Origin of the sequence: Mycobacterium alsense, from assembly GCF_002086635.1 — a bacterium.
Classification (GTDB): domain Bacteria; phylum Actinomycetota; class Actinomycetes; order Mycobacteriales; family Mycobacteriaceae; genus Mycobacterium; species Mycobacterium alsense.
This window is the reverse complement of the sequence record NZ_MVHD01000032.1, coordinates 1-24,691: the sequence shown is the minus strand read 5'-3', so window position 1 is coordinate 24,691 and position 24,691 is coordinate 1. Positions and strand designations below refer to the sequence as shown.

Genomic DNA, 24,691 nt, shown 5'->3' with positions numbered 1-24,691 from the left:
GGCAGCTTACCGAACCGGTGGCCGCTCACCCCAATCGCTGGCGGGCGAAGAACGCCTCCAGCGGCGCCGCGCACTCCCGCGCGAGCACCCCGCCGCGCACCTCCGGGCGATGGTTGAGCCGACGGTCGCGGACCACGTCCCACAGGGATCCGACGGCGCCGGTCTTGGGTTCCCAGGCGCCGAACACCAGCCGCGCGACGCGGGCCAGGACCAGCGCGCCCGCGCACATCGTGCACGGCTCGACGGTCACGGCAAGCGTCACGCCCTCCAGCCGCCACCCGTCGCCGAGCACGCCGGCCGCCGCCCGCATCGCCAGGATTTCGGCGTGCGCGGTCGGATCGCCAAGGGCCTCACGGGCATTCACCGCCCGGGCCAGTTCGGTCCCGTCGGCGCCGACGACCACGGCCCCGATCGGGACGTCGCGGGGACCCGCCGTCGCGGCGACCGACAGCGCGGTGCGAATCAGGTCTTCGTCGGCGACGATCACCGACCGAGGCGGTCGATCACCGCCGACAGCTGGTCGGCGAAGCCCATCTCGCGGGCGATGCGACCCAGCTGCTCGTCGGCGTAGAGGTCGGACTCGTCGAGGATGACGCCCAGCACCGCCTCGGGCAGCCCGACATCCGACAACAACCCCAGGTCGCCCTCCTCGAAGGGGTCCGCGTCCTCGAGGTCCTCCGGGTCGATGTCGGCGTCCAGGTTGTCCAGCACCTCGGCGGCGATGTCGTAGTCCAGCGCCGCCGTCGCGTCCGAGAGCAGCAGGCGGGTGCCCGACGGCGCCGGACGGACGATGACGAAGAACTCGTCGTCGACATCGAGGAGCCCGAACACGGCGCCCGAGCTGCGCAGCTCGCGCAGCTCGGTCTCGGCGGCGCCGAGACTCGTCAGCGCCTTGGGGGACATGGGATAACAGCGCCACTTGCCCTCTTCCCGCACGACCGCAACGCCGAAGCCGTCCGGCGTGTCCGCGGACGGGCCTTGCGCTGACGCCCGCTGTGCTCCCATGGGCGCCTACGCTAGTCGCTGACCTGGCATCTTGACCAGAAGAACGTGCGGGCACCGGGGCACCTGAAGGCGCCGCCGAGCGGAGACTATGCCAACCTTGGACTGTGGCCCGTCCCGTTTCCCAGACACCCGTTTGCGTGCTCGGGCTGGGCCTCATCGGGGGCTCGATCATGCGGGCCACCAAGGCGGCCGGCCGTGAGGTGTTCGGCTACAACCGGTCGGTGGAGGGCGCCAACGCCGCCGCCGCCGACGGCTTCGACGCCACCATCGATCTCACCCAGACCCTGACCCGCGCCGCCGACACCGGCGCGCTGATCGTGCTGGCCGTGCCGATGCCGGCGTTGGCGGGCATGCTCGCCCACGTCGCCGAGCTGGCACCCAACTGCCCGCTGACCGACGTCACCAGCGTCAAGAGCGCGGTGCTCGACGAGGTCGCCGCGGCCGGGCTGCTGGACCGCTTCGTCGGCGGCCACCCGATGACGGGCACCGCGGATTCGGGATGGGCGGCGGGCTACGCCGGGCTGTTCACCAGGGCTCCGTGGGTGGTCAGCGTGGACGACCACGTCGACCCCACGGTGTGGTCGATGGTGATGACGCTGGCGCTGGACTGCGGTGCGCTGGTGGTGCCGGCCAAATCCGACGAGCACGACGCCGCGGCGGCCGCCATCTCCCACCTGCCGCATCTGCTCGCCGAGGCGCTGGCCGTCACCGCCGCGGAAGTGCCCCTGGCCTTTGCGCTGGCCGCGGGGTCGTTTCGCGACGGCACCCGGGTCGCCGGCACCGCCCCGGACCTGGTGCGCGCGATGTGCGAGGGCAACGCCGGGCAGGTGCTGCCGGCGCTCGACCGGGTGGTCGAGTTGCTCACCCGCGCCCGCGAATCGCTGGCCGCCCACCACTCGGTGGCCGAGCTCGTCGACGAGGGCCACGCGGCGCGAACGCGCTACGACAGCTTCCCGCGCTCCGACATCTTCACCACGGTCATCGGCGCGGAGAACTGGCGCGAAGAACTGGCGGCGGCGGGCCGGGCGGGCGCGGTGATCAGATCCGCTCTGCCAAGCCTGGATAGTCCACAATGAACCCCTCGTCGTCGGCGCTGACGGCGGTGTCGGCGACGGGAGAGCGCAGTTTGATCCCGTCCAGGCGCCCCTCGCTGGTGTAGCTGACCGTCGCCGCGGTGATCGACATGTCGGGCACGTTCACGTAGACCACCGGCAGCGTGACCATGTCCGCCCGCTCGTGCAGCCCGAGGCGCCGGATCGGCAGCGCGTTGAAGAACGGGCTGAACACGACGTCGACGTCGAGCGCGCCGTTGTACCCCGCCCGCCGCTCCCCCTGGTGGTCGGTCACCAGCCACATGTTTTCCTCGTCGCGGGCGATGGACAACACGCGCTCCCGCTCGGCCAGCGTCACGGTCAATCCGAGCCGCTTGGTGGCTCCGGCCTCGTCGGTCTGCACGTCGTAGTAGGCGCCGAACGCCGGATGGGTCGCCGTGGCCGCCGCCACGATGCGCCCATTGGCCCTGATCCGCTTGCCGGACAACTGGATTCGTACCGATTCCATGCGAGAGACGTCCGGCGCGCGCCAGGTCAGCATCGCCTGCCACACACGTCGGGCGGGATCAGAGGGGGCTGCGTTCACACATCTACCGTAAGACGTGGCCATCGGCGGCGGCGGGTTTGTCCCGAAGTGCGGTCGGCATCACGCGGTCGCGCCGCCCGGCGAGTCCCCACCACGACCCGGGTGACCGGCCGCGCAGGCGGCCCGTGCCGGGTGCCGACGCCCACACCGCCAACGCCAGCAGGCCGTCGAGGATCAGCGCCAGCGCGGCCACCAGCAGCGCGCCGACCAGCGCGAGCTGGAACTGGCGCTCCTTGATCCCGTCGATCAGGTAGCGGCCCAGCCCGCCGAGGCTCGCGTAGGCCGCGACCGTGGCCGTGGCGACCACTTGCAGGGTCGCGCCGCGCAGCCCGCCCAGCATCAGCGGGAGCGCGTTGGGCAGCTCCACGCGCAGCAGCACCTGGGTCTCCGTCATGCCCATCGCCCGCGCGGCGTCGACGACCGTCGGCTCGACGTTGGCGATGCCCGCATAGGTGCCGGCCAGCAGCGACGGCACCCCCAGCAGCATCAGGGCGACCAGCGGAGGGCCCAGGCCCAGCCCGAACAGCAACACCCCCAGCAGCAGCACGCCCAGCGTCGGCAGGGCGCGCAGGCCATTGACCGCGCCCACCACCAGCAGCGCGCCGCGGCCGGTGTGCCCGATCAGCAGCCCCACCGGAACCGCGATCAGCGCGGACGCGCCCACCGCGATGGCGGTGTACTCGAGGTGCTCGAGGATGCGCGCCGCCAGCCCGACCGGACCGGTCCAGTTGTCCACGGTCAGCAGGTAGGACAGCGCCCGTTGCACGAAGTTCATCGCGCGCCGCCGACTCCGCCCACGGTGGGGGCCGGCACCGACCGGCGGCCGGGGGTTCGCCCGGCGCGCTCCCACGGCGTGGCCATCCGGCCGGCCAGCACGATCAGCGCGTCGATCAGGATGGCCAGCACGAACAGCGCGATGATGCCGGCGACGATCTGGTCGCTCTTGTCGGTCTGGTAGCCCTCGGTAAACCAGGTGCCCAGGCCGCCGATGCCGATCACCGAACCGACCGAGACCATCGCGATGTTGGTCACCACGACCACGCGCAGCCCGGCGATCAGCACCGGAACCGACAGCGGCAGTTCGACTTTCAGCATCCGCTTGATCGCCGGGTAGCCGATCGCGGTCGCGGCGTCGCGCACCTGGGCCGGCACCGCGTCCAACGCCTCGAGCACCGCCCGCACCAGCAGCGCGGCGGTGTATGCCGTCAGCGCGACGATGACGTTGGCCTCGTCGAGGATCCGGGTGCCGATGATCATCGGCAGGGCCACGAACAGCGCCAGCGACGGGATGGTGAACACCACGGTTGCGGTTGCCGTCGTCAGCCGCCGCGGGATCGGCGCCCGCTGCACCAGCACACCCAGCGGGACCGCGATCGCCAGCCCGATGAGCACCGGCACCAGCGACAGCCGCAGATGGATCACGGTCAGGGCCCAGGCCTCGTGGAGATGGCTGAACAGGTAGTGCATGGTCAGGCCCCGCGCCGAGCTTCCACCGCGGCCAGCACGTCCTCGGCCAGCACGCCGCCGACGAGCTTGCCCCCGTCGTCGACGGCGACGCCGACCCCCGAGGGCGACGACAGCGCCGCGTCCAGCGCTTGGCTGAGATTGCCGTCCGGACGAAACAGCGAGCCGAGGCCGCTCATGCTGTCCGACAGCGGCGCACCGGCGCGGTGCCGGCGCACGCCCTCGGCGTCGATCCACCCCAGCGGGGTGCCCGCGCCGTCGACCACCACGGCCCAGCCGTCCGGTAACCCGCTGTCGCGGACGCTGTCCCGAGCGATCCGCTCGACCTCGTGGCGCGGCAACCCCGCGGCGTCCATGAGCTGCAGCCATCGATAGCCGCGGCCCAGCCCGATGAACCGCGCCACGAAATCGTTGGCCGGGCGCGACAGCAGCCGCGCCGGCTGGTCGTATTGCTGCAAGAGCCCGCCGCGGAATACCGCCACCCGGTCGGCGAGCTTGAGCGCCTCGTCGATGTCGTGCGTGACGAAGACCGTGGTTTTGTGCAATTCGCTTTGCAGACGCAGTATTTCGTTCTGCAGCTCGACGCGCACCACGGGGTCGACGGCCGAGAACGGCTCGTCCATCAGCAGGATCGGGGGGTCGGCGGCCAGCGCGCGGGCCACACCGACGCGCTGTTGTTCGCCTCCGGAGAGCTGCGCCGGGTAGCGCGTGGCGATCTTGGCGTCCAGCCCGACGCGCTCCAGGACCTCGTAGGCGGCCTTGCGGGCGGCCTTGCGGGACTGCCCTTTTAGCACCGGAACCGTCGCGACATTGTCGATCACGCGTTGGTGGGGCATCAGCCCGGCATGCTGGATGACGTAGCCGATCCCCAGGCGCAGCCGCACCGGGTCGACGCGCGCGACGTCGGCCCCGTCGACCGTGACGGTGCCGGATGTCGGCTCGATCATCCGGTTGATCATCCGCAGCGCGGTGGTCTTGCCGCTGCCGGAGGACCCGACGAAGACGGTCAATTCCCCGTTGGGAACCTCCAGACTCAGCCGGTCCACGGCGGCGGTCCCGTCGGCGAAGACCTTGCTGACGTCGTCGAAGACGATCAACGCCGTGGGCCTATCGGATGGTTGAAGCCGTTGTCCCGCACCCAGTCCCGTGCCGCTTCGTCGGGGTCGACGCCCGAGTTGCCCGACACCGCCGCGTTGAGCGCGGCCAGGCCCGACGTGGTCAGCTTGGCCGAAACCGCGTCCAGGACGTCCTTGAGACGGTCCGACTTCTTCTGCGAATTCACCAGCGGCACAATGTTGCCGGCCAGGAAGTTGTGCTCCGGGTCGTCGAGCGCCACCAGGTGATTCTGCGGGATCGCCGGCGACGTGCTGAAGACGTTGGCGGCCGTCACCCTGCCCTCCACCAGAGCGCGCACCGTCACCGCGCCGCCCCCGTCGTTGATGACGACGAAGTTGCCCGGGCTGATGTTCAGCCCGTACTTCTGCCGCAGTCCCGGCAGGCCCGACGGGCGGTTCTGGAACGCCGAGGGTGCCCCGAATCGCACGTCGGGCGAGTGCGCCGCCAGGTCGGCGATGGTTTTCAGTTTCCAGTCGCTGGCGATGCCGCTGGTGACGGTGACGGTGTCGGTGTCGGAAGCCGGTGAGGGCGTCAGGATCGACAGGTCACCGGGCAGCTTTTTGTACAGTTCCAGCTCGACGGCGTCGAGCATCGTCACCGTGGCGTCGGGCGCGAAATACAGCAGCAGGTTGCCGATGTATTCGGGCACGAGGTCGATCGAATGATCCTTGAGCGCAGGGATATACGTTTCCCTACTGCCGACACCCATCCGTCGGCCCACTTCAAAGCCGTTGGCCTGCAAGGCTTGCGCATAGATCTCGGCGACGATCTCCGATTCCGGGAAGTCTGCCGAGCCGACGACGATGGATTTCGGGCTGCGGGCCTCCGCCCCGAGCGGATCGGGATTGCTGCAGGCCATCACCAGGCTCAGCGTCGCCAGCCACACAGCCACGTGGACGGTCGCGCGATGCACGCGCGGCAGCATCCTCATACCGCCGACACTAACGGCAGAACCGGTGGGGCGCCGCCGTCGGCGCGGCACTTGGCGGGTGCGGTTTTGGTCGAATTGTTTCAATCTGCGCAGGAAGGGACAAAGATGACACTATGAGCGGCCAATCCCCTGCCTCGCCTGACCCGCATCCCCCCGCTGCCCGCGCCGGCGCGAAGTCCAAGGACCCGGCCGTCGGGTTCACCCGTGCCGGTGCCCTGTGGACATCGCTGATCGCCGGCTTCCTGATCCTGATCCTTTTGTTGATCTTCATAGCCCAGAACACGGATTCGGCGCGGTTTGCGTTCTTCGGCTGGCGGTGGACCCTGCCGCTCGGCGTGGCGATCCTGCTGTCCGCCGTGGTCGGCGGCCTGATCACCGTGGCGGTGGGCACCGCACGAATCCTGCAGCTGCGCCGGGCGGCGAAGAAGAGTCACGCCGCGGCCCCGCGCTGAAGGCCAGGACGGGTGAAGCCTGGGCGTCCGGTGTGAAACCTGGGCTTTCGGTGTGAAGCCCGGGCGGCACACGCGACGCCGCCGGACGCGCTCAGCCGGGCAGCTTGGCGAGCTCCGCGAGACCGCGTGAGATCAACGGCGCCACGACCTCGGGCTGGTGCTCCGACGTGTCGCCCTTCCCCTCTGCCAGATCCGACATGCGCCGGCGAAAGTCGATGCCCGCGGCGATGATGGCGAGCTTGAAATAGGCCAGCGCCATGTAGAACTCCCAGTGCGCCAGCGGCAGTCCGGCCGCCAGCGAGTAGCGGTCGGCCAGCTCGTCGGCCGTCGGCAGCAGCGGCGACGTCCACGCTGCCTGGGCGTTGACGATCAGATCGAGTGCGGGGTCGCGATAGACGCACATCAGGGCGGCGTCGCTGAGCGGATCGCCCAACGTCGACAGCTCCCAGTCCACCACGGCGCGAATCCGCGTCGGATCGTCGGCGTCCAGGATCGTGTTGTCGATCCGGTAGTCGCCGTGCACGATCGAGGTCCGGCTCTGCTCCGGAATTGACTGGCGCAGGCCCGAATGCAGCCGCTGGACGTCGGCGTCGCGGTGGTCGTCGGGCAGCCGCACCAGCTCCCACTGCGAACCCCAGCGCCGCACCTGGCGCTCCAGGTAACCGCTGGGCTTGCCAAAGTCGGCCAGCCCCACGGCGTTCGGGTCGACGCTGTGCAGATCGACGAGCACCCGGATCAAGGAATCCACGCAGCCGTCGATGACGGTGTGGCTGAACGCTTCCAGCTGGGCACGCCGGCGCACCACCTGTCCGGCAACGAATTCGACGATCTGGAACGGCGCGCCCAACACCGCGTCGTCCTCGCACAACGCGATCGCGCGCGCCACCGGAACCGGAGTGTCGCGCAGCGCGGCGACCACCTTGTATTCGCGGGCCATGTCGTGCGCCGACGGCGTCAGCCCGTGCAGCGGCGGGCGGCGCACCAGCCAGCTGGTCGCGTCGTCGTACACCCGGAACGTCAGGTTCGAGCGGCCACCGGAGATGAACTCGGCCCGCAGTTCGCCGTCGCGCCCGATGCCCAGCGAGCGCAGATACCGGTCCAGCGAGGCCAGGTCGAGCCCGTCGAGACGGTCAACTGAAGTCACCCGAACTTATTTACCACCGCCGTTGCCGGCCACGATCACCACCGCTGGTTTCGCGGCAACAAATCCCACACATGCTCGACCCCGTTGACCCCCGCCACCGTCGCCTCGCCGGACCGGGAGAACAGCAACCTCGTCACCGATGCGTAATCGACGGGGAAGGACAGCAAGCGCCTCGTGCCCAGGATCTGGTGCAGCAGGACGTTGATCCCCCCGCCGTGGCTGAACACCGCCACGGTGTCCTCGGGCTCGGCGGCCCTGACGAGGTCGTCGACGGCCGCGCGCACGCGGGCGAGAAACGCGTCCTCGTCGACCGCACTGGGCAGATGCCCCTGGGCCATGCGCGCCCACTCCTGGGGTCGCTCCGCCTTGATCTGCTCGACGGGGATGTACACCGGCAGGTCGCGGTCGTATTCGGCGAACCGCTCGTCGATGTCGACGCGCAGCCGGCGCGCGGCCGCGACCGGTTCGGCGGTCTGGATGGCCCGGCGCTGCGGGCTGCTGACCACCCGCGCGATGGGAAACCTGGCCAACGCCTCGGGCAAGCGTTCCACCTGCGCCCGCCCCTCCTCCGACAGCTCGGGATCGGAGCCCTCGCCGTGTTGGCTGCGCAGCGGCAGCGCATGCCGGACCAGCAGCACTTGCATGTTCGTGGTTCCCGTCGTCGGATGGTGGGCAGCGCCAGTTTCTCATCGCACCGCGCGTCGCCGATCTCGAGGAGCAGAGATGACCCAGCCGAACAGGGATTGGGACGCCGTCTACCGGGAAGCGGCGCCGCCGCCCTGGAGCATCGGGCGCCCGCAGCCCGAGCTGGCGGCCCTGATCGAGCAGGGCAAGATCCGCGGCGATGTCCTGGACGCCGGTTGCGGCCACGCGGCTCTGTCACTCGCCCTCGCCGCGCGGGGGCACACGGTCGTCGGCCTGGACGCCAGTGCCACCGCGGTCGAGGCCGCCGCCGCGGCGGCCGCCGAACAAGGCGTGACCACAGCGACTTTCGCGCAGGCCGACGTCACCACCTTCCGGGGCTACGACGGCCGCTTCGCCACGATCCTCGACAGCGGGCTGTTCCACGCCCTGCCTCCCGAGAGACGGTCGGACTACCTGCGGTCGATCCTCCGAGCCGCCGCGCCGGGGGCGGCGCTCTACATCCTGGCGTTCGCGGCCGGGGCGCTGGGCCACCGGGACGGCGGGCCGCACGGCTTCACCGAAACCGAGCTGCGCGGCGCGGTCGCGGAGCTGTGGCACGTCGACGACGTCCGCCCCGCGAAGGTCTACGGCAACGCCCCGGCCGGCGCCCCGCCGAACGTCGAATTCGACGACGAGGGCCACTTCATGGCGCCGGGCCTCCTGCTCAGCGCCCACAAGCCGTGACAATTTCCCCGCTCGCGGAGAATGCTATTCTCTGCACGGAGAGCGGGGTGTGCAGGCTATGGCCGATGTCAGCGAGACCCAACTTGACGCGGGCGTCCTCGGTCGCTGGCTCGATGCGAGCGACGCGCCGGGCGGCGGTGAACAACCGGTCCTGGAACAGCTGAAGGGCGGTTCGCAGAACACGCTCTACCTGATCCGGCGGGGCGGCGAGCGGATGGTGCTGCGGATGCCCGGCGTGCGCGCCGACGCGGCCCGCATCGACGGCCTGCTGCGGGAGATCCGGCTGGTCCGGGCGCTGCGCGGCACCGACGTGCCGCACGCGGCGCTCATCGCCGCCGACGACAGCGGCGGCGTGCTGGGCATGCCGTTCTACGTGATGCAGGCGATCGACGGGTGGAGCCCGATGGACGGCGGGTGGCAGGCGCCGTTCGACACCGACCTGGCGGCCCGCCGCGGGCTGGCGTTCCAACTCGTCGAGGGGGCCGCCAAGCTCGGCCGGGTGGATTGGCGCGCGCAAGGGCTGGACGGCTTCGGCCGCCCGGACGGCTTCCACGAACGACAGGTCGATCGCTGGCTGCGGTTTTTGGACGCCTACAAGGTGCGCGAGCTGCCCGGGCTCGACGAGGCCGCCGACTGGCTGCGCAACAACCGCCCGGCGAGCTATCGCCCGGGCATCATGCACGGCGACTACCAGTTCGCCAACGTGATGTTCGCGCACGGACAGCCGGCGCGCCTCGCCGCGATCGTGGACTGGGAGATGACGACGGTCGGCGACCCGCTGCTGGACCTCGCGTGGGCGCTGCTGGGCTACGACGGCGAGGAGCCCCGCGCCGACGGGTTCTACCTGGACATGCGGGGCATGCCGGCGCGCAGCGAATTGCTGGCGCACTACGAGGAGATCAGCGGGCTTTCCACCGAGAACATCGACTATTACCTGGTGCTGGCCAACTGGAAGCTGGGCATCGTCCTGGAGAAGACCTACGCGGCCGGGGTGCGCAGCGGAAAGGTCGATCCCAAAATCCAGGATGCGTTCGGGGCGATGATCCCCCAGCTCATCGCGACGGCGGCCGAGCTCGCCCGGAGTCTGCCCGCCGGGGGGCGCTGAGATGGGCTACGCGGACAAGCTTTTCGACCTCACGGACCGGGTGGTTCTCATCACCGGCGGCAGCCGTGGGCTGGGGCGCGAGATGGCGTTCGCCGCCGCCCGCTGCGGCGCCGACGTGGTGGTCGCCAGCCGCAACATGGACAACTGCACCGCCACGGCCAAGGAGATCGAGGCCGAGACGGGCCGTTCGGCCCTGCCCTACCAGGTGCACGTGGGGCGCTGGGATCAGCTCGACGGCCTGGTCGAGGCCGCCTATGCACGGTTCGGCAAGGTCGACACGCTGATCAACAACGCGGGGATGTCGCCGCTGTACGACAAGCTGACCGAGGTCACCGAGAAGCTGTTCGACGCGGTGGTCAACCTGAACCTCAAGGGACCCTTCAGGTTATCCGCTCTGGTCGGCGAGCGGATGGTCGCGGCCGGGCGCGGGTCGATCATCAACGTCAGCACGGCCGGATCGCTACGGCCAACCCCCGACATCATCCCCTACGCTGCGGCCAAGGCCGGCCTCAACGCCATGACCGAAGCCCTCGCCAAGGCGTTCGGACCCGCCGTGCGGGTCAACACGTTGATGGCGGGACCGTTCCTGACGGACGTGAGCAAGTCGTGGAACCTCGACCAGGCCAACGGCAAGCCGTTTGGGCATCTCGCGTTGCAGCGCGCCGGTGATCCGCGTGAAATCATCGGTGCCGCACTGTTTCTCGCCTCCGACGCGTCCAGCTTCACCACCGGATCCATTCTGCGCGCCGACGGCGGCATTCCTTAGAGACGGGAGCATTCGATGTCCTGGGACTTCTCCACCGAACCGGAGTTCGAAAAGAAGCTGGACTGGGTCCGTGAGTTCGTCCGCGAAGAAGTGGAGCCCCTCGAGGTGCTGTTCCCGGGCTGCGAGTTCCTGCCGCTCAACGACGAGCGGCGCCGCATCGTCGACCCGCTCAAGCAGCGGGTTCGCGACAACGGTTTGTGGGCACCGCATTTGGGGCCGGAACTGGGCGGCCAGGGCTTCGGCGCGGTCAAGCTGACGCTGATCAACGAGATCCTCGGCCGCAGCCCGTGGGCGCCGATCGTGTTCGGCACGCAGGCCCCCGACACCGGAAACGCGGAGATCATCGCGCGGTTCGGGACACAGGACCAGAAGGACCGCTACCTGGCCGGGCTGCTGTCCGGGGAGATCTTCTCGTGCTTCTCGATGACGGAGCCCCAAGGCGGCTCCGATCCCCGCGTCTTCACCACCCGCGCGGTCCGCGATGGAGACGACTGGGTCATCAGCGGCCGAAAGTACTTCTCCTCCAACGCATCCGTCGCCTCGTTCTTCATCGTCGTGGCCATCACCGACCCCGACGTGCCCGTTCACCAGGGTGCCTCGACGTTCCTGGTCCCGGCCGGTACCCCGGGGCTGAACCTGGAGGCCAACCACCACCTCGTCGGCGCGGACCCGCACGAACCGGGGCACTCGCTGGTGCGCTACGACGACGTCCGGGTGCCCTCCGACGCGCTGCTCGGTGAGGCCGGCCAGGGTTTTCTGATCCTGCAAACCCGGCTGGCCGGCGGTCGGCTGCACCACGCGATGCGCTCGATCGGGATGGCGCAGCGCGCCGTCGAAATGATGTCGCGGCGCGCGAAAAGCCGTTTCACGCAGGGCAGCCCGCTGGCCGACAAGCAACTGGTGCAGGAGTTCGTCGCCGACTCGTACACCGAGTTGATCCCGTTCCGGCTGACCGTGCTGCACGCCGCCTGGCTGATCGACAACGGCGACGAGCGCGGCGCTCGCGCCGAAATCGCGGCCTGCAAGATCCTCGCCTCGCAAGTGCTCAAATCGATTGCGCTGCGCGCCATCCAGGTCCACGGCGCCCTGGGCCTCACCGACCAGCTGCCCCTGGTCAACGTGCTGCTCGGCGGCATCGCGCTCGGGCTGGCCGACGGACCCACCGAGGCGCACAAGGTCAATCTGGCGCGGATGCTGCTCAAGGGCTACGACGCCGAGGACGGCGACTGGCCCAGCGAGATGCTCGACGTCCGGCGGGCGGCCGTCCGCGCCAAATACGGTGAGCTCGTTGACTTCTAGCAAGGTCAACAGCAGGGTCGCCGCGGCGGTCGAGCGCGCCCTCGACGACCGTCAGCGGGAGGCGACCGAGGAAGTCGAACGCATCCTGGCCGCGGCGGTGCGGGTGATGGAACGGGTCGCGCCCGAGGCACCCCGGGTCAGCGACATCGTCGCCGAGGCAGGCTCGTCGAACAAGGCGTTCTATCGCTATTTCGCCGGCAAGGACGATCTCATCCTGGCGGTCATGGAACGCGGCGTGGCCATCGTCGTGTCCTACCTGCGGCACCAGATGGACAAGGAATCCCGGCCGCAGGACAAGGTCGCGCGCTGGATCGAGGGCACCCTCGCACAGGTCGCCGACCCGCACCTGATCAGCATGAGCCGCGCGGCGGCCGGGCAGATGTCGGCGGCGACCAATTGGCGCGCCGCCGACCAGGAGATGATGCGCCCGCTGCGGGATCTGCTGATCGAGCCCGTCGCCGCGCTGGGCAGCACCGATGTCGATCGCGACGTCGAGGCGGTGTTCCGTTGCACCGCCGCGGCCATGCGGAGCTACGTGGGATCCGCCGACCGGCCCGGACCCGACGACATCGCGCACCTGGTGCGGTTCTGCTTGCGCGGGTTGGGGGTCGGGTGATGCGCGCCGTCGTCTGCCACTCCTACGGCACCCCCGACGACCTGGTGGTCGAGGATGTCGCCGATCCGGTTCCCGGCCCCGGCCAGCTGGTCGTCCGGGTGCGCGCCGCGGCCGTCAACTTCCCCGACGTGCTCCTGATCGCCGGCAAGTATCAGGTCAAGATTCCGGTGCCGTTCACGCCGGGCAGCGAGCTCGCCGGTGAGGTGGTGGCCGTCGGCGACGGCGCCGGCTTCCGTCCCGGCCAGCGGGTCGTCGCGACCACCCCGACCGGGGCGTTCGCCGAGCAAGCGCTGCTCGACGCGGCATCGGCGGCGCTCATACCCGACGGCGCCGACTTCGCGTCGGCCGCGGCCTTCGGCGTCACGTACCGCACCGCCTATCACGCGCTGCGTTCGATCGCCGAAGTCGCACAAGGCTATTGGGTGGTGGTGCTGGGCGCCGCCGGTGGCGTGGGCCTGGCGGCCGTCGATTTGGCGGTGGCGATGAAGGCCAGGGTGCTGGCCGCGGCGTCCAGCGCCGAAAAGCTCGAGCTGTGCCGGCGCCGCGGCGCCGAGGCCACCGTCGACTACGACCGCGAGGACCTCAAGGCACGCATCCGCGAGCTCACCGGCGACGCCGCCCGCGTGGTCCTCGACCCGGTGGGCGGGCCGTATGCGGAGCCCGCGCTGCGGGGCCTGGCGCGCGGCGGGACGTTCATCACCCTCGGCTACGCGTCCGGCACGATTCCGTCGATCCCGCTGAACCTGGTCCTGCTCAAGGGAATCACGCTGCGCGGCATGGAGATCCGCACCTTCATGGCCGACCGTCCCCACGACGCCGCGCGCGACATGCGTGAACTGGACGACATGTTCGCCGCGGGCACCGTCCGGCCCTACATCGGCGCGCGGTTCCCGCTGGCCCAAACCCCGGCCGCGCTGCGACACGTCGCGGAGCGCAAGGTGTTGGGCAAGGTGGTCATCGACGTCGCCTGACTTGGCGCTACGGCGTGACGATGTTGAATTTCGGGTCGGGCTGGTCTAGCGCGCCGAGGAACGCCCGCAGCGCCGCCTGGTCGCCCGAGATCTCCAGCCCGGGCGAGGAGAAGTCGCCGATGGCCGCGGCCAGCAGCCGAAACTTTCCGTCCGCCTTGACCGTAACGGCCGCACTCGACGGGTCGGCCGCCGCTCGGCGGTGGACGAGCACGCCGTTGCGCAGGGTGAGCCGGTAGTTGGCGCCCGCGTCGGCCAGCGTGATGTCGACGGCGATGTCGAGGTCCCAGCTGCGCGGGCCGTTGACCCGGATGGCGAGGCTGTCGAAGATCTGTTCGGCCGTCAGCTGGGAGAGCATTGTCGGAGAGGTGACTTGGCCCGCGGTGCCGAAATTTCCGTCGCGCAGTTCGGCGGCGCCGCTCATGAAGAAGTTGCGCCACGTGGCGTTCTCGGCGCCGTAGGCCAGCTGTTCGAGCGTGTCGGCATACAGGGCGCGCGCCGCGGCGTGCTGGCTGTCGGTGAAGACGGCGTGATCCAGCAACGTTGCCGCCCAACGGAAGTCACCGGAATCGAACGCCGCCCGGGCGAGCTCTACGACGCGGTCGACGCCGCCCATGGCGTTGACGTAGCGGGGCGCGAGGGCCTCCGGCGGGTGGGGCCACAGCCGGGCGGGGTTGCCGTCGAACCAGCCCATATAGCGTTGGTAGACCGCCTTCACGTTGTGGCTGACCGACCCGTAATACCCGTGCGCGTGCCAGGCGCGTTCCAGGGCCGGCGGCATCTGGAATATCTCGGCGATCTCGACGCCGGTGTACCCCCGGTTGAGCAGCCGCAGCGTCTGGTCGTGCAGGTACGCGTACAGATCGCGTTGCAGCGAAAGGAATTCCAGGATGCGCTCCCGCCCCCACGTGGGCCAGTGGTGCGACGCGAACACCACGTCGGTGCGATCGGCGAACGCGTCGATGGCCTCGGTGAGATAGCCGGACCACGCGCGCGGGTCACGCACCAGCGCGCCGCGCAGGGTCAGCAGGTTGTGCAGGTTGTGGGTGGCGTTCTCGGCCATGCACAACGCGCGGAAGCGCGGGAAGTAGAAGTGCATCTCGGCCGGCGCCTCGGTGCCGGGCGCCATCTGGAACTCGATCTCCACGCCGTCGATGGCGTGCCGCTCACCGGTCCTTCGGATGTCGAGTGTCGGCACGATGAGGGCCACCTCGCCGGTGGACGCGGCCTGGCCCAGCCCGCACCCCACGTGGGCGCGGGGTCCTCGGTCCAGCAGCGAGCCGTACATGTAGGTCGCGCGTCGCAGCATCGCCGGTCCCGCATACACGTTCTCCTGAACCGCATGTGCCGTAAAGCCTTCCGGCGCAACCACAGTCACCGCACCGCTGTCGACGTCGGCCTGGGAGGTAACGCCCAGCACACCGCCGAAGTGGTCGACGTGGCTGTGGGTGTAGATGACCGCGACGACCGGCCGGTCGCCGCCGCGGTGGGCCCGATACAGGGCCAGGGCGGCCGCGGCGACCTCGGTGGAGATCAGCGGATCGATGACGATGACGCCGGTGTCGCCCTCGACGAAGGTCACGTTCGAGATGTCGAACCCGCGGACCTGATAGATGCCCGGAACCACTTCGTAGAGGCCCTGCTTGGCGGCCAGGATGGACTGTCGCCAAAGGCTGGGATGCACGGACGTCGGCGCGTCACCGTCGAGGAAGGAGTAGGCGTCGTTGTCCCACACCACGCGGCCATCCGCGGCCTTGATCACGCACGGCGACAGGGCCGCGATGAAGCCGCGATCGGCGTCGTCGAAGTCGCGGGTGTCGTCGAACGGCAGGGCGCGGTCGCGATGGGCGGATTCGATGACCGCGGAAGGGGGTTTGTGTTCCACCGGAAATACCTTGCCACCAATGCGCCGGGGGGCGGAGCGAACCGCGATGATATTTCCAACCCGTTATTGGGCAAATCTCCCACGGCCGCGTTGACCGCTCGGAAAGAATTTTCGCTGAACCTCTTTTGCGCGACTAAGCAAACCCGCATACTGCCTTGACGGTTCTCGATGCAGAGGACCGCAACGATCGGGTAAGGAGAACAGGTGAAGCGTGGACTGACTGTCGCAGTGGCTGGAGCAGCAATTCTGGCCGCCGGTATTTCCGGGTGTTCGAGCAACAAGTCGACTACGAGCGGTTCCGGGACGTCCTCGGCCGGCACTTCGGTCGCGACGGGCGGGGGCGGTGGAGCAGGACCGACGGTGATCATCGACGGGAAGAACCAGAACGTGACCGGTTCGGTCGTCTGCACGACGGTCGGCGGCGACACGACGATCGCGATCGGTGGCGCCGCGACCGGCATCTCAGCCGTGCTCACCGGCGACAACACGGTGAAGTCCGTCGGGCTCGGCAACGTCAACGGCGTGACGCTGGCCTATGCCCAGGGTTCCGGCCAGGGCAACGCCAACGCAACCAAGGACGGCAACAAGTACACGATCAAGGGAACCGCCACCGGCGTCGACATGGCCAATCCCATGCAACCGGTGAACAAGCCGTTCGAAATCGACGTGACTTGCTCCTAGCCTCAGTTCGATGACGCGGGCGGTTGCCACCCGTTGAGTGGCAACCGCACCGTGAATTCCGTGTGACCGGGTGCGCTGTCCATGGTGATCGTGCCGTGGTGCGCGCGGACGACCGCGGACACGATCGCCAGACCCAGCCCGGTGCTGCCGCCCTTGCGGGAGCGCGAGGTGTCGCCGCGGGCGAACCGCTCGAACACCTCGGATTGCAGCGCCGCCGGAATGCCGGGCCCGTTGTCGATCACCTGTAGCACGCTGTGCGCCGGCTCGGTGCTCAGCCGCGTCGTCACCACGGTGCCGGCGGCGGTGTGAATGCGCGCATTGGCAAGCAAATTCGTCAGAACTTGGTGCAATCGCGCCGCATCGCCGGTGACGACCACGGGCTCCTCGGGCAGGTCGAGCTCCCACTGGTGATCCGGTCCGGCGACGTGCGCGTCGCTGACCGCGTCGACGGCCAGCCGGGACAGGTCAACCGCTTCGCGTTCCAGCGGCCGGCCGGAGTCCAGGCGGGCCAGCAGGAGCAGGTCCTCGACGAGGCGGGTTATCCGCTCCGTCTCGGAGGCCACGCGGCTCATCGCGTGCGCCACCGCCTCGCGGTCGTCGCCCATCCGTTGGGTCAGTTCGGTATAGCCCCGGATCGCGGCGAGCGGCGTGCGGAGCTCGTGGCTGGCGTCGGCGACGAACTGGCGCACCCGGGTCTCGCTGGCCTGCCGCGCCGACAGCGCGGCAGCGATGTGGTCGAGCATCCGGTTGAGCGCCGACCCGAGTTGACCGACCTCGGTGGAGGGGTTCGCGTCGGATTCGGCCACCCGCACCGGCAGTTCGACCTCCCCGCGATCCAACGGCAGCTCGACGACTTCGCTGGCCGTCTGCGAGACCCGGCGCAGCGGCGCGAGCGCCCGCCTGATGATGACGACGCCGGCGCTGGTCGCCGCGACGAGCGCGATCACCGTGACGACCCCGAGGATGACCAGCATCCGAATCATCGTGGCGTCCACGCCTGCCATCGACAGGCCGGTGACGATGACGTCACCCCCGCTGCGGCTCGGGGCGGCAACGACGCGGTAGCGACCGAGTTCGTCGAGGTTGACCGTCACCGGCTTGCGGCTGCCGGCGATGCGTTCCAGTTGCGCCTGCGCGGTCGGGGTCAACGCGGCGCGCGCACCCGCGCTGGTCAGGTAGCCGACGTCGACGGCCTTGCCCTTGCTGATCACCGCGGCGACCATCCCCGCGGGCTGGCCCGGAGCGTCGAGGAAGCGCGGGCCCGGGCCGGGCCGCGAATAGTAGTGCGAGTCATGATGGTGCCAGCCCGGACGTTTCGGTTCGGGATACATCAGCGCCGAGCGGTAGGACGTGCCCGCCAGCTGTCCGTCGAGCTGTGCCACCAGGTGGTGCAGCAACGCCAGCTCGGTCGCGGCGGTGATGCCGACGCACACGACGGCGAGTATGACGATCTGGCCGACCAACAGCCGGAGCCGAAGTGACCAGACCCGCCGCGTCCTAGCGGGCCGGCTTGAGGACATACCCGGCGCCGCGCAGCGTATGGATCATGGGTTCGCGGCCGTTGTCGATCTTCTTGCGCAGGTAGGAGATGTAGAGCTCGACGATGTTGGAGCGGCCGCCGAAGTCGTAGCTCCACACGCGGTCCAGGATCTGCGCCTTGCTCAGCACCCGCCTGGAGTTGCGCATCATGAATCGCAGCAGCTCGAACTCGGTGGAGGTCAACGAGATTGGCTCCCCCGCGCGGGTTACCTCGTGACTGTCCTCGTCCAGCACCAGGTCCCCGACCACCAGCTGGGCGCCGCTGTCCACCGTCGTGACCCCGGTGCGGCGCAGCAGCCCCCGCAACCGCAGCACCACCTCTTCGATGCTGAACGGTTTGGTCACATAGTCGTCGCCGCCCGCGGTCAGGCCGGCGATGCGGTCCTCCACCGCGTCCTTGGCCGTCAGCAGCAGCACCGGAAGTTGCGGGTTCTCCTCGCGGAGCCTGTGCAGCACATCGAGCCCGCTCATGTCGGGCAGCATCAAGTCGAGCACCACCACGTCGGGCCGCTGGGCCCGGGCCGCGGCGATGGCAGCCGACCCGTCGCCGGCGGTGGAGATGTTCCAGCCCTCGTACCGCAGGGCCATGGACACCATTTCGGCCAAAACCGGCTCGTCGTCGACGACGAGGACGTTGATGGGGTTGCCGTCGGCACGACACATGACAACCCGTTCCACCGACGCTCGGGGCTGTGTCACAGGGTCCAGTATCCGCGCCCGGCTGGGGCATCGCTATGGCAATCCTTTGCGTGTCCTGTGAAAAGGCCGCGTGACTGGCGAGCCAGTCACGCGACCCCGTTACCCGGCGACTAGTACCAGTACCGTCTGCCGGCGACCGGTCGGCCGACAGAGCCGAGGATCCACAGGATGGCACCGATGACGAGCAGAATGATGCCGATCGTGGTCAATATGGGGATGTGGAATATGAATCCCAGTACCAGCAGGACAATTCCTAAGATGATCATTTCAACTTCCTTTGCTGAGGGTTATAGGGCGATCGATTGCATCGAGCTGGGTTGAGGCAAATGGCAGTCCTTCACCTTGGGGTTGACACCCGCGTAATTCAACGGCCCGGCGATCACCGTCACGGCAACGGTTCCCGCTGAGGCACAACTGGTTTCGTCATTCTGAAGTAGCCTCGCTGCCACGCGGCAACGACTCCTACGACTAGCCACACCAGGACAATCGCGCTGACTATTCCGCGACCACGCATGTGACCTCCACTGTGTTCGAGAGGGTTTCTCGTGCGGCTAGCTTTACCCATTTGACGCATGCCTAAACCAGGCTGATGCGCGGTATCCCGCGCCCCGCGATAACCCGGGCTAGGAATGATCCGCGAGCCAAGCCGCGGCGCGCCTCTTCGATGCCCGGGACAACCAGGCGTCCTGGATCAACTCGGCCAGTTCGGTCGTGCTGATCTCCGCCAACCGACTGGCCCGCACCAGCACCGACGGGTGCCCGTCGAAGTGCCCGGTGGTGAAGAAGGGCGACGCCGGGTCCTGCACGAGCGCCAGCTTGTCGCCTTCCGACTCCACCCAGAGCATGATCACGTCGGTGTAGCGTTCCCCGGTGTCCGGATCGGTCGCGTCGGGCTGGGGGGTGCGAAAGAACACGAACGACTTCCCGCCCACCTGGTAGATCGGATTGCCCTTCGGGCCGTCCAAGCGTTTGACGTGGGGCATCGACGCCGCGATCCGATGCACGTCGCTCACCCGGGCAGGCCGATCAGCCATGCCCTCGACATTACCGTTCGAAGGCCGCCGGGGGCCTGTAACATGGCGAGCGGCGTTGTGGTAAAGGGGGATTGAGATGCGTCGCGCCCACAAAAAAGATCGAGGCGAGATGTCATGACCGATACCCTGTTCGCCGATGTCTCCGAATACCAAGTGCCCGTGAATGATTCGTACCCGTACCGGGTCCTTTCGATTCGGGTGTGCGACGGGACCTACCGCGATCACAACTTCGCGTCCAACTACGCGTGGATGCGCGGCGCCTTGGACAGCGGGCGCCTGACGTTCGGCATCGTCTACACCTACGTACGCCCGAATTGGCTGGACAACGCCAACACCGTGCGCTCGATGATCGACGCCGGCGGTGGCCTGCACCCGCGCGTCGCGCTGATGCTCGACGTGGAAGCGGGCGGCAATCCACCCGGCGACGGATCCCAGTGGATCAACGCACTGTACTGGAACCTGGCCGACTACGCAGGCTCTGCGGCGCGAATCATCGGTTACGCCAACGCTTATGACTTCTTCAACATGTGGCGCACGCGCCCCCCGGGCCTGCGGGTCATCGGAGCCGGCTACGGGTCCAACCCGAAGCTTCCGGGCCAAGTCGCCCATCAGTACACCGACGGCACGGGTTTCAGTCCCAACCTGCCGCAGGGCTGTCCGCCGTTCGGCCGTTGCGACATGAACTCCGCCGACGGGCTGACCCCACAACAGTTTGCGGCCGCGTGCGGCATCACGGCGAACGGAGGATGGTTGATGGCACTCACCGACGACGAGCAGGCCGAACTGTTGAGCAAGGTCCGCGACATCTGGGACCAGCTGCGGGGGCCCAACGGGGCCGGCTGGCCCCAACTCGGCCGGAACAGCCAGGGCCAGGACCTCACCCCGGTCGACGCGCTCGCGGCGATAAAGAAGGACCTGGAATCCCGGGCTGGGTCACAGGCGGACGCCGAAACGGCTTCCGGCTCAAGTTAACTCGCCACCCTGCGCTGCGCGGACACGAAGAGCGTCGGCGGCATCAGGCTCTGGGTGCCGTCCGGGATGCTGCGTCCGTAGCGGGCCATGAGCTCGGGGAAGGTCGCGGTCGACACCTCCCAGCCACGCTCACGCAGCCACGCGTCGGCCGGCGTGCGCTCCTCGGCGTACCAGAGGTCGTCGAGATCAGCGATCTCGACGTCGACCAGCTTGGCGGCCGCGGCCCGCATGCGCCGCATGTCCTCGCGCTGACGGCGAACGAGGTCGGGGTCGGTGAAATTCTCGCCGGGCACGTTGGAGGCCACCCAACTGCCCTGGGCGCTCAGCGAATGTATGCGCTCGAACAACAGGTCCTGGGCCCGCGCCGGCAGGTAGCGGACGAGCCCCTCGGCCGACCACACCGCCGGTTGCGACGCGTCGAATCCCGCCTCGTGCAGCGCCTTCGGCCAGTCTTGGCGCAAGTCGATGGGCACGTTGGCCAGCCGGGCCTTCGGCTGCGCGCCGTACCGGCGCAGCGTGTCGGACTTGAATTCCAGCACCTTGGGCTGGTCCAGCTCATAGACCACCGTGCCGTCGGGCCACGGCAGCCGCCAGGCGCGCGCGTCAAGGCCGGCGGCCAGAATGACCACCTGCCGAACGCCGGCATCGGCGGCGCCCAGAAAGAATTCATCGAAAAAGGCTGTGCGCGTGGCCATGAAATCGGTCATCAGCTGCATCCGCGCCCCCACCTCCGGTTCGAGTTCGGCGGCCTTTGCCAGCAGCTTGGGATCGGCGTAGATGCTCCACATGCCCTTGCCCGCGGCGTCCACGAACACCCGCGCGAACGGGTCGTTGATGAGCGGATCCTCGCTCTCGGTCTCGGCGGCGCGCGCCGCGGCGACACCCAGGGCGGTGGCGCCCACGCTTTGGGTGATGTCCCAGGAATCGTCGTCGGTGCGCGGCATCGCCGTGTCCTTCCATGCCCGAAGTCCGTTAGTTCCGCTGCCTATTGTTCCAGCCTCCGGCGGCGCCGGCCGCCCGCCGCCGGTGACCTAGGCTGCTGGCATGACGCGCACACCGCAGGAAGTATTCGCCCACCACGGGGAGGCGCTGGCCGCGGGAAACCTCGACGAGATCGTCGCCGACTATGGCGACGATTCCGTGCTGATCACGCCCGCGGGGGCCGTGCGCGGCAGGGACGGCATACGCGCGGCCTTCGCCAAGCTGCGCGGCGAGCTGCCCAACGCGAAGTGGGACCTGAAGAATCAGATCTTCGAAGGCGAGGTGCTGTTTCTCGAGTGGGCCGCCGATTCGGCGGTGAACCGCGTCGACGACGGTGTCGACACCTTCCTGTTCGGCGACGGCGTGATCCGGGCCCAAACCGTCCGCTACACCCCGCATCCCAGGGGCTGAACGTGGAGCACGTCAACCTCGAAGCCGTCGCGGCATGGATGTCCGAGCAGGGCCTCGGCGAGGGACCCCTGGAGGACGTCGCCAACGTCACCGGCGGAACGCAGAACGTCATGCTGCGCTTCACCCGGGCCGGGCGTCCCTACGTGCTGCGGCGGGGGCCGCGGCACCTGCGCCCGCGCAGCAACAGCGTGATCCTGCGGGAAACCAAAGTCCTTGCGGCGCTGGCCGGCTCGGACGTGCCGCACCCGCACCTGATCGCCACCTGCGACGACCCCAGCGTGCTCGGCTCGGATCAGGGAGCCGTCTTCTACCTGATGGAACCGGTCGACGGGTTCAACGCCGGCGAGGGGTTGCCGCCGTTGCACGCGGGCGATGCCGGGGTGCGCTTCCAAATGGGCCTGTCGATGGCCGATGCGCTGGCCAAGCTCGGCGCCGTCGACCACGTCGCCGTCGGCCTGGCCGACTTCGGCAAACCGGAGGGCTTTCTGGAACGTCAGGTGCCGCGCTGGCTCGGCGAGCTGGACTCCTATCGGCAGTACGCGAACTACCCCGGGCCCGACATCCCGGGGGTCGAGCAGGTCGCGTCCTGGCTGGAGCGGCGCCGCCCGGAGGTTTGGACACCCGGCATCATGCACGGCGATTACCACGCCGCCAACGTCATGTTCTCGCGCACCGGGCCCGAGGTGGTCGCGATCGTCGACTGGGAGATGTGCACGATCGGCGATCCCCTGTTGGACCTGGGCTGGCTGCTGGCCACCTGGCGCCAGCCCGACGGGTCCAGCGTTTTCAGCCACGCCCTGGGTGGCCAGGACGGGCTGGCCAGCACCGACGACCTGCTCCAGCGGTACGCCGCCAACACCACCCGCGACCTCTCGCACATCACCTGGTACACGGTGCTGGCCTGCTTCAAGCTCGGGATCGTGATCGAGGGCACGCTGGCCCGGGCCTGTGCGGGCCAGGCCGAAAAAGAGGTGGGCGACCAGCTGCACGCGGCCACGGTGCATCTTTTCGAGCGGGCGCTGACGCTTATCGAGAACCAAGCCTGACCGGCTACCATCTCCCCCCGTGCCGCCCTCCCCCGAGAACCCCGACTACTACTCGGAGCCGACCCGCGCCGCCGGATACGGCGGTTACGGGGATTACGGCGACTACGGCGATTACGGCTCCCCTCCCGAGCCCCCGGCGCCGTGGTATCGCCGCCCGTGGGCGCTCGTCGCCGCCGGCGCGGTCGGGGTGATCGTGCTCGGTCTCGCGGCGTACGCGGTGATCAAGCTGGTGGCCGGGCCGCCCACGCCCGCCCCGGCCACGACGACGACGGCGCCCACCACGTCCTCCTCGGTGGTGACGACCACGACGACGACCGCGGCGCCGCCCCGCCACCATGGGGGCGGAGGCGGCGGGAACGCGCCGACCGAAACGGTCACCGAGACCGCCCCGCCGCCGAGCACCGACACCCCGACGACGACCGTCCCGCCGAGCACGGTCACCGCCTCGCCGAGCACCGAAACCAGCACGGTCACCCAGACGGTGACCATCCCGCCGCGTTGGGGGCCGTTCCAACCACGCCCATAGCCGGGACACGCCGGCGACCCGGTGGATAACCTCCATGCGTGGACGTCGGGGACGCGGTCAGGCGCTCGCTCGACCATTGGGAGCGGCGCGAGTGGGACGCGGCGATGGGTCAGGCCTGCAACTCCGTCGACGGAACCGCGAAGAAGCGCTACCCGCAGCAGGGGGTGGCGACCCGGTTCAAACGCACCATCCGCGACTCCCTGGACATCTTCGGCGCGATGGCGGCGCCGGGCATCGACTTCGACCGGAGCCGCTTTCCCGTCGCGGCGAAGTCGGACCTGCCCGACGGCCGCCCCGACGTCGCCGACGTCCTCTACGGCGTGCACCGCTCGGGGCACGGCCACGAAGACGAACTGCCGAAGGGATTCGAACTGACCCCGCCCGGCCCCCGCCCCCTCGGCGTGCAGATCTGGCGTTCCGGGAAGATACAGCTTCCCGCCTCGGCCGTGATCGGCCTGTTGGCCGTCGCCGTGTTCTCGCCGGAGAACAAGGGCGAGGTCATCCCCGACGGCTACCAACTCAGCTGGTACCAGCACGTCTTTCACATCTGCCTCTGGTGGGGTTGGCAAGATCACTTCCGCGAGATCGTCGGCACCGCGCAGATCCCGCGCACGGCTCTCGACTTCCCCGGGTCGTGGGACGACTGGGCTTCGATGTGAACGCGGTGTGTGCGCTCACGGATTCGGGTGTGAGCGCGCGGCTTTGGGTGTGAGCGCACGGCTTTGGGTGTGAATGCCGGGCGGGATTCTCACGGTCGAGGCTCGACCCGTCGCCGCGCGGGCCCCCCGCGAGGTGCAGCGGCCAAACCGCGCAGCTACCGCTGGAACCGGTTAGATTGAGACACCATGACCAACCTCGCGGCGCGGATCAACCCGTCGCGGGAACCGCCGTACCGCTGGATCACGGCCGGCGTGTTCATCGTCCTGGCGGTGATCATGGTCTTGGTGTATTTGCAATTTCGCGGGGCATTCACGGCGAAGACCCAGCTGTCGATGCTGGCGTCGCGGGCTGGGTTGGTGATGGATCCGGGTTCGAAGGTCACCTA

The 24,691-nt window shown here is 69.1% G+C and carries 29 protein-coding genes and 2 pseudogenes; 15 read left to right on the top strand and 16 right to left on the bottom strand.

What is annotated here, in order from left to right; translation table 11 throughout:
• Positions 1-25: 25 nt before the first annotated feature.
• Both BST11_RS17390 and BST11_RS17385 read right to left on the bottom strand, forming a co-directional pair.
• Positions 26-484 (bottom strand): nucleoside deaminase, encoded by a 459-nt coding sequence (locus BST11_RS17390; protein ID WP_067316509.1) that lies wholly within the window; start codon positions 482-484, stop codon positions 26-28.
• The gene (locus tag BST11_RS17385) at positions 484-1,005 is read right to left on the bottom strand and encodes a tRNA adenosine deaminase-associated protein (RefSeq protein WP_083139165.1); all 522 of its coding nucleotides are present in this window, start codon (positions 1,003-1,005) and stop codon (positions 484-486) included. The genes BST11_RS17390 and BST11_RS17385 overlap by 1 nt, the downstream gene beginning before the upstream one ends.
• A 137-nt stretch (positions 1,006-1,142) precedes the next feature.
• Between BST11_RS17385 and BST11_RS17380 the strand changes: the two genes are divergently transcribed.
• Entirely contained in the window at positions 1,143-2,081 is a 939-nt protein-coding gene (locus tag BST11_RS17380; protein WP_264010396.1) for a prephenate dehydrogenase, read from the top strand.
• On the opposite strand, the gene BST11_RS17375 is transcribed toward BST11_RS17380, so the two are convergent.
• From BST11_RS17375 to BST11_RS17355, 5 genes are read right to left on the bottom strand one after another with little or no spacing between them, the layout of a single operon-like run.
• The gene (locus BST11_RS17375) at positions 2,044-2,643 is read right to left on the bottom strand and encodes a putative glycolipid-binding domain-containing protein (protein ID WP_083139163.1); all 600 of its coding nucleotides are present in this window, start codon (positions 2,641-2,643) and stop codon (positions 2,044-2,046) included. The genes BST11_RS17380 and BST11_RS17375 overlap by 38 nt on opposite strands.
• Before the next feature lie 4 nt (positions 2,644-2,647).
• Positions 2,648-3,418: an ABC transporter permease gene (locus tag BST11_RS17370; protein ID WP_083139162.1), complete on the bottom strand. Its 771-nt coding sequence runs from the start codon at positions 3,416-3,418 to the stop codon at positions 2,648-2,650.
• Positions 3,415-4,110, bottom strand: coding sequence for an ABC transporter permease (locus BST11_RS17365; RefSeq protein ID WP_083139161.1), 696 nt, complete (start codon positions 4,108-4,110; stop codon positions 3,415-3,417). The genes BST11_RS17370 and BST11_RS17365 overlap by 4 nt, the downstream gene beginning before the upstream one ends.
• Positions 4,111-4,112: 2 nt before the next feature.
• Positions 4,113-5,204, bottom strand: a complete 1,092-nt coding sequence (locus BST11_RS17360) for an ABC transporter ATP-binding protein (protein WP_083139160.1) — start codon at positions 5,202-5,204, stop codon at positions 4,113-4,115.
• A complete protein-coding gene (locus tag BST11_RS17355) occupies positions 5,201-6,154 on the bottom strand; it encodes an ABC transporter substrate-binding protein (RefSeq protein WP_083139159.1) in 954 nt (317 codons plus the stop codon). Before BST11_RS17355 ends, BST11_RS17360 begins: the two co-directional genes overlap by 4 nt.
• 113 nt (positions 6,155-6,267) lie before the next feature.
• Here BST11_RS17355 and BST11_RS17350 point away from each other — a divergent pair, with 113 nt between their 5' ends.
• A complete protein-coding gene (locus BST11_RS17350; protein WP_067316466.1) occupies positions 6,268-6,606 on the top strand; it encodes a LapA family protein in 339 nt (112 codons plus the stop codon).
• A 91-nt stretch (positions 6,607-6,697) separates the two neighbouring features.
• Here BST11_RS17350 and BST11_RS17345 read toward each other — a convergent pair whose 3' ends face one another.
• Both BST11_RS17345 and BST11_RS17340 read right to left on the bottom strand, forming a co-directional pair.
• Positions 6,698-7,750 (bottom strand): phosphotransferase family protein, encoded by a 1,053-nt coding sequence (locus tag BST11_RS17345; RefSeq protein ID WP_083139158.1) that lies wholly within the window; start codon positions 7,748-7,750, stop codon positions 6,698-6,700.
• Positions 7,751-7,785: 35 nt separating this feature from the next.
• Entirely contained in the window at positions 7,786-8,394 is a 609-nt protein-coding gene (locus BST11_RS17340; RefSeq protein ID WP_083139157.1) for a histidine phosphatase family protein, read from the bottom strand.
• A 79-nt stretch (positions 8,395-8,473) separates the two neighbouring features.
• On the opposite strand from BST11_RS17340, the gene BST11_RS17335 reads away from it, so the two are divergent.
• From BST11_RS17335 to BST11_RS17310, 6 genes are read left to right on the top strand one after another with little or no spacing between them, the layout of a single operon-like run.
• Positions 8,474-9,118 (top strand): class I SAM-dependent methyltransferase, encoded by a 645-nt coding sequence (locus tag BST11_RS17335; RefSeq protein ID WP_083139156.1) that lies wholly within the window; start codon positions 8,474-8,476, stop codon positions 9,116-9,118.
• Between the two features lie 58 nt (positions 9,119-9,176).
• Positions 9,177-10,223: a phosphotransferase family protein gene (locus BST11_RS17330; protein ID WP_083139155.1), complete on the top strand. Its 1,047-nt coding sequence runs from the start codon at positions 9,177-9,179 to the stop codon at positions 10,221-10,223.
• A gap of 1 nt (position 10,224) precedes the next feature.
• On the top strand, positions 10,225-10,989 hold the full coding sequence (locus BST11_RS17325) for an SDR family NAD(P)-dependent oxidoreductase (RefSeq protein ID WP_083139154.1): 765 nt from the start codon (positions 10,225-10,227) through the stop codon (positions 10,987-10,989).
• Between the two features lie 15 nt (positions 10,990-11,004).
• Complete coding sequence (locus tag BST11_RS17320; protein WP_083139153.1) at positions 11,005-12,288, top strand: acyl-CoA dehydrogenase family protein; 1,284 nt, start codon at positions 11,005-11,007, stop codon at positions 12,286-12,288.
• The gene (locus BST11_RS17315) at positions 12,278-12,904 is read left to right on the top strand and encodes a TetR/AcrR family transcriptional regulator (RefSeq protein ID WP_276033891.1); all 627 of its coding nucleotides are present in this window, start codon (positions 12,278-12,280) and stop codon (positions 12,902-12,904) included. Before BST11_RS17320 ends, BST11_RS17315 begins: the two co-directional genes overlap by 11 nt.
• Positions 12,904-13,875: an NADPH:quinone oxidoreductase family protein gene (locus tag BST11_RS17310; protein WP_083139151.1), complete on the top strand. Its 972-nt coding sequence runs from the start codon at positions 12,904-12,906 to the stop codon at positions 13,873-13,875. The genes BST11_RS17315 and BST11_RS17310 overlap by 1 nt, the downstream gene beginning before the upstream one ends.
• A gap of 7 nt (positions 13,876-13,882) precedes the next feature.
• On the opposite strand, the gene BST11_RS17305 is transcribed toward BST11_RS17310, so the two are convergent.
• Positions 13,883-15,778, bottom strand: a complete 1,896-nt coding sequence (locus tag BST11_RS17305) for an alkyl/aryl-sulfatase (RefSeq protein WP_244897690.1) — start codon at positions 15,776-15,778, stop codon at positions 13,883-13,885.
• A 183-nt stretch (positions 15,779-15,961) separates the two neighbouring features.
• On the opposite strand from BST11_RS17305, the gene BST11_RS17300 reads away from it, so the two are divergent.
• Complete coding sequence (locus tag BST11_RS17300; protein WP_067316485.1) at positions 15,962-16,438, top strand: lipoprotein LpqH; 477 nt, start codon at positions 15,962-15,964, stop codon at positions 16,436-16,438.
• 2 nt (positions 16,439-16,440) lie between these two features.
• Here the strand turns inward: BST11_RS17300 and BST11_RS17295 are convergent, their stop codons facing one another.
• The 5 genes and pseudogenes from BST11_RS17295 to BST11_RS17280 form a co-directional block, all read right to left on the bottom strand.
• Complete coding sequence (locus BST11_RS17295; protein ID WP_083139149.1) at positions 16,441-17,958, bottom strand: sensor histidine kinase; 1,518 nt, start codon at positions 17,956-17,958, stop codon at positions 16,441-16,443.
• Complete coding sequence (locus tag BST11_RS17290) at positions 17,936-18,640, bottom strand: response regulator transcription factor (protein ID WP_083139148.1); 705 nt, start codon at positions 18,638-18,640, stop codon at positions 17,936-17,938. Before BST11_RS17290 ends, BST11_RS17295 begins: the two co-directional genes overlap by 23 nt.
• A gap of 146 nt (positions 18,641-18,786) precedes the next feature.
• Positions 18,787-18,942: a DUF6131 family protein gene (locus BST11_RS27970; protein ID WP_165608027.1), complete on the bottom strand. Its 156-nt coding sequence runs from the start codon at positions 18,940-18,942 to the stop codon at positions 18,787-18,789.
• Positions 18,943-18,963: 21 nt separating this feature from the next.
• Positions 18,964-19,190, bottom strand: a pseudogene (locus BST11_RS17285) (hypothetical protein).
• Positions 19,191-19,299: 109 nt separating this feature from the next.
• A complete protein-coding gene (locus BST11_RS17280; protein WP_083139147.1) occupies positions 19,300-19,710 on the bottom strand; it encodes an MmcQ/YjbR family DNA-binding protein in 411 nt (136 codons plus the stop codon).
• Positions 19,711-19,824: 114 nt separating this feature from the next.
• Here BST11_RS17280 and BST11_RS17275 point away from each other — a divergent pair, with 114 nt between their 5' ends.
• Positions 19,825-20,682, top strand: coding sequence for a glycoside hydrolase family 25 domain-containing protein (locus BST11_RS17275; protein ID WP_083139146.1), 858 nt, complete (start codon positions 19,825-19,827; stop codon positions 20,680-20,682).
• On the opposite strand, the gene BST11_RS17270 is transcribed toward BST11_RS17275, so the two are convergent.
• The gene (locus BST11_RS17270) at positions 20,679-21,626 is read right to left on the bottom strand and encodes a class I SAM-dependent methyltransferase (RefSeq protein WP_083139145.1); all 948 of its coding nucleotides are present in this window, start codon (positions 21,624-21,626) and stop codon (positions 20,679-20,681) included. The genes BST11_RS17275 and BST11_RS17270 overlap by 4 nt on opposite strands.
• Positions 21,627-21,726: 100 nt before the next feature.
• Between BST11_RS17270 and BST11_RS17265 the strand changes: the two genes are divergently transcribed.
• The 5 genes and pseudogenes from BST11_RS17265 to BST11_RS17245 all read left to right on the top strand — a co-directional run.
• Positions 21,727-22,074, top strand: a complete 348-nt coding sequence (locus BST11_RS17265) for a nuclear transport factor 2 family protein (RefSeq protein ID WP_083139144.1) — start codon at positions 21,727-21,729, stop codon at positions 22,072-22,074.
• A 38-nt stretch (positions 22,075-22,112) separates the two neighbouring features.
• Positions 22,113-23,120 (top strand): phosphotransferase family protein, encoded by a 1,008-nt coding sequence (locus BST11_RS17260; protein WP_083139188.1) that lies wholly within the window; start codon positions 22,113-22,115, stop codon positions 23,118-23,120.
• 19 nt (positions 23,121-23,139) lie between these two features.
• Positions 23,140-23,646 (top strand): hypothetical protein, encoded by a 507-nt coding sequence (locus BST11_RS17255; RefSeq protein ID WP_083139143.1) that lies wholly within the window; start codon positions 23,140-23,142, stop codon positions 23,644-23,646.
• A gap of 38 nt (positions 23,647-23,684) precedes the next feature.
• Positions 23,685-24,305, top strand: coding sequence for a hypothetical protein (locus BST11_RS17250; protein WP_083139142.1), 621 nt, complete (start codon positions 23,685-23,687; stop codon positions 24,303-24,305).
• Positions 24,306-24,491: 186 nt separating this feature from the next.
• Positions 24,492-24,691 (top strand): annotated as a pseudogene (locus BST11_RS17245) (MCE-family protein MCE1A); the annotation flags it as partial.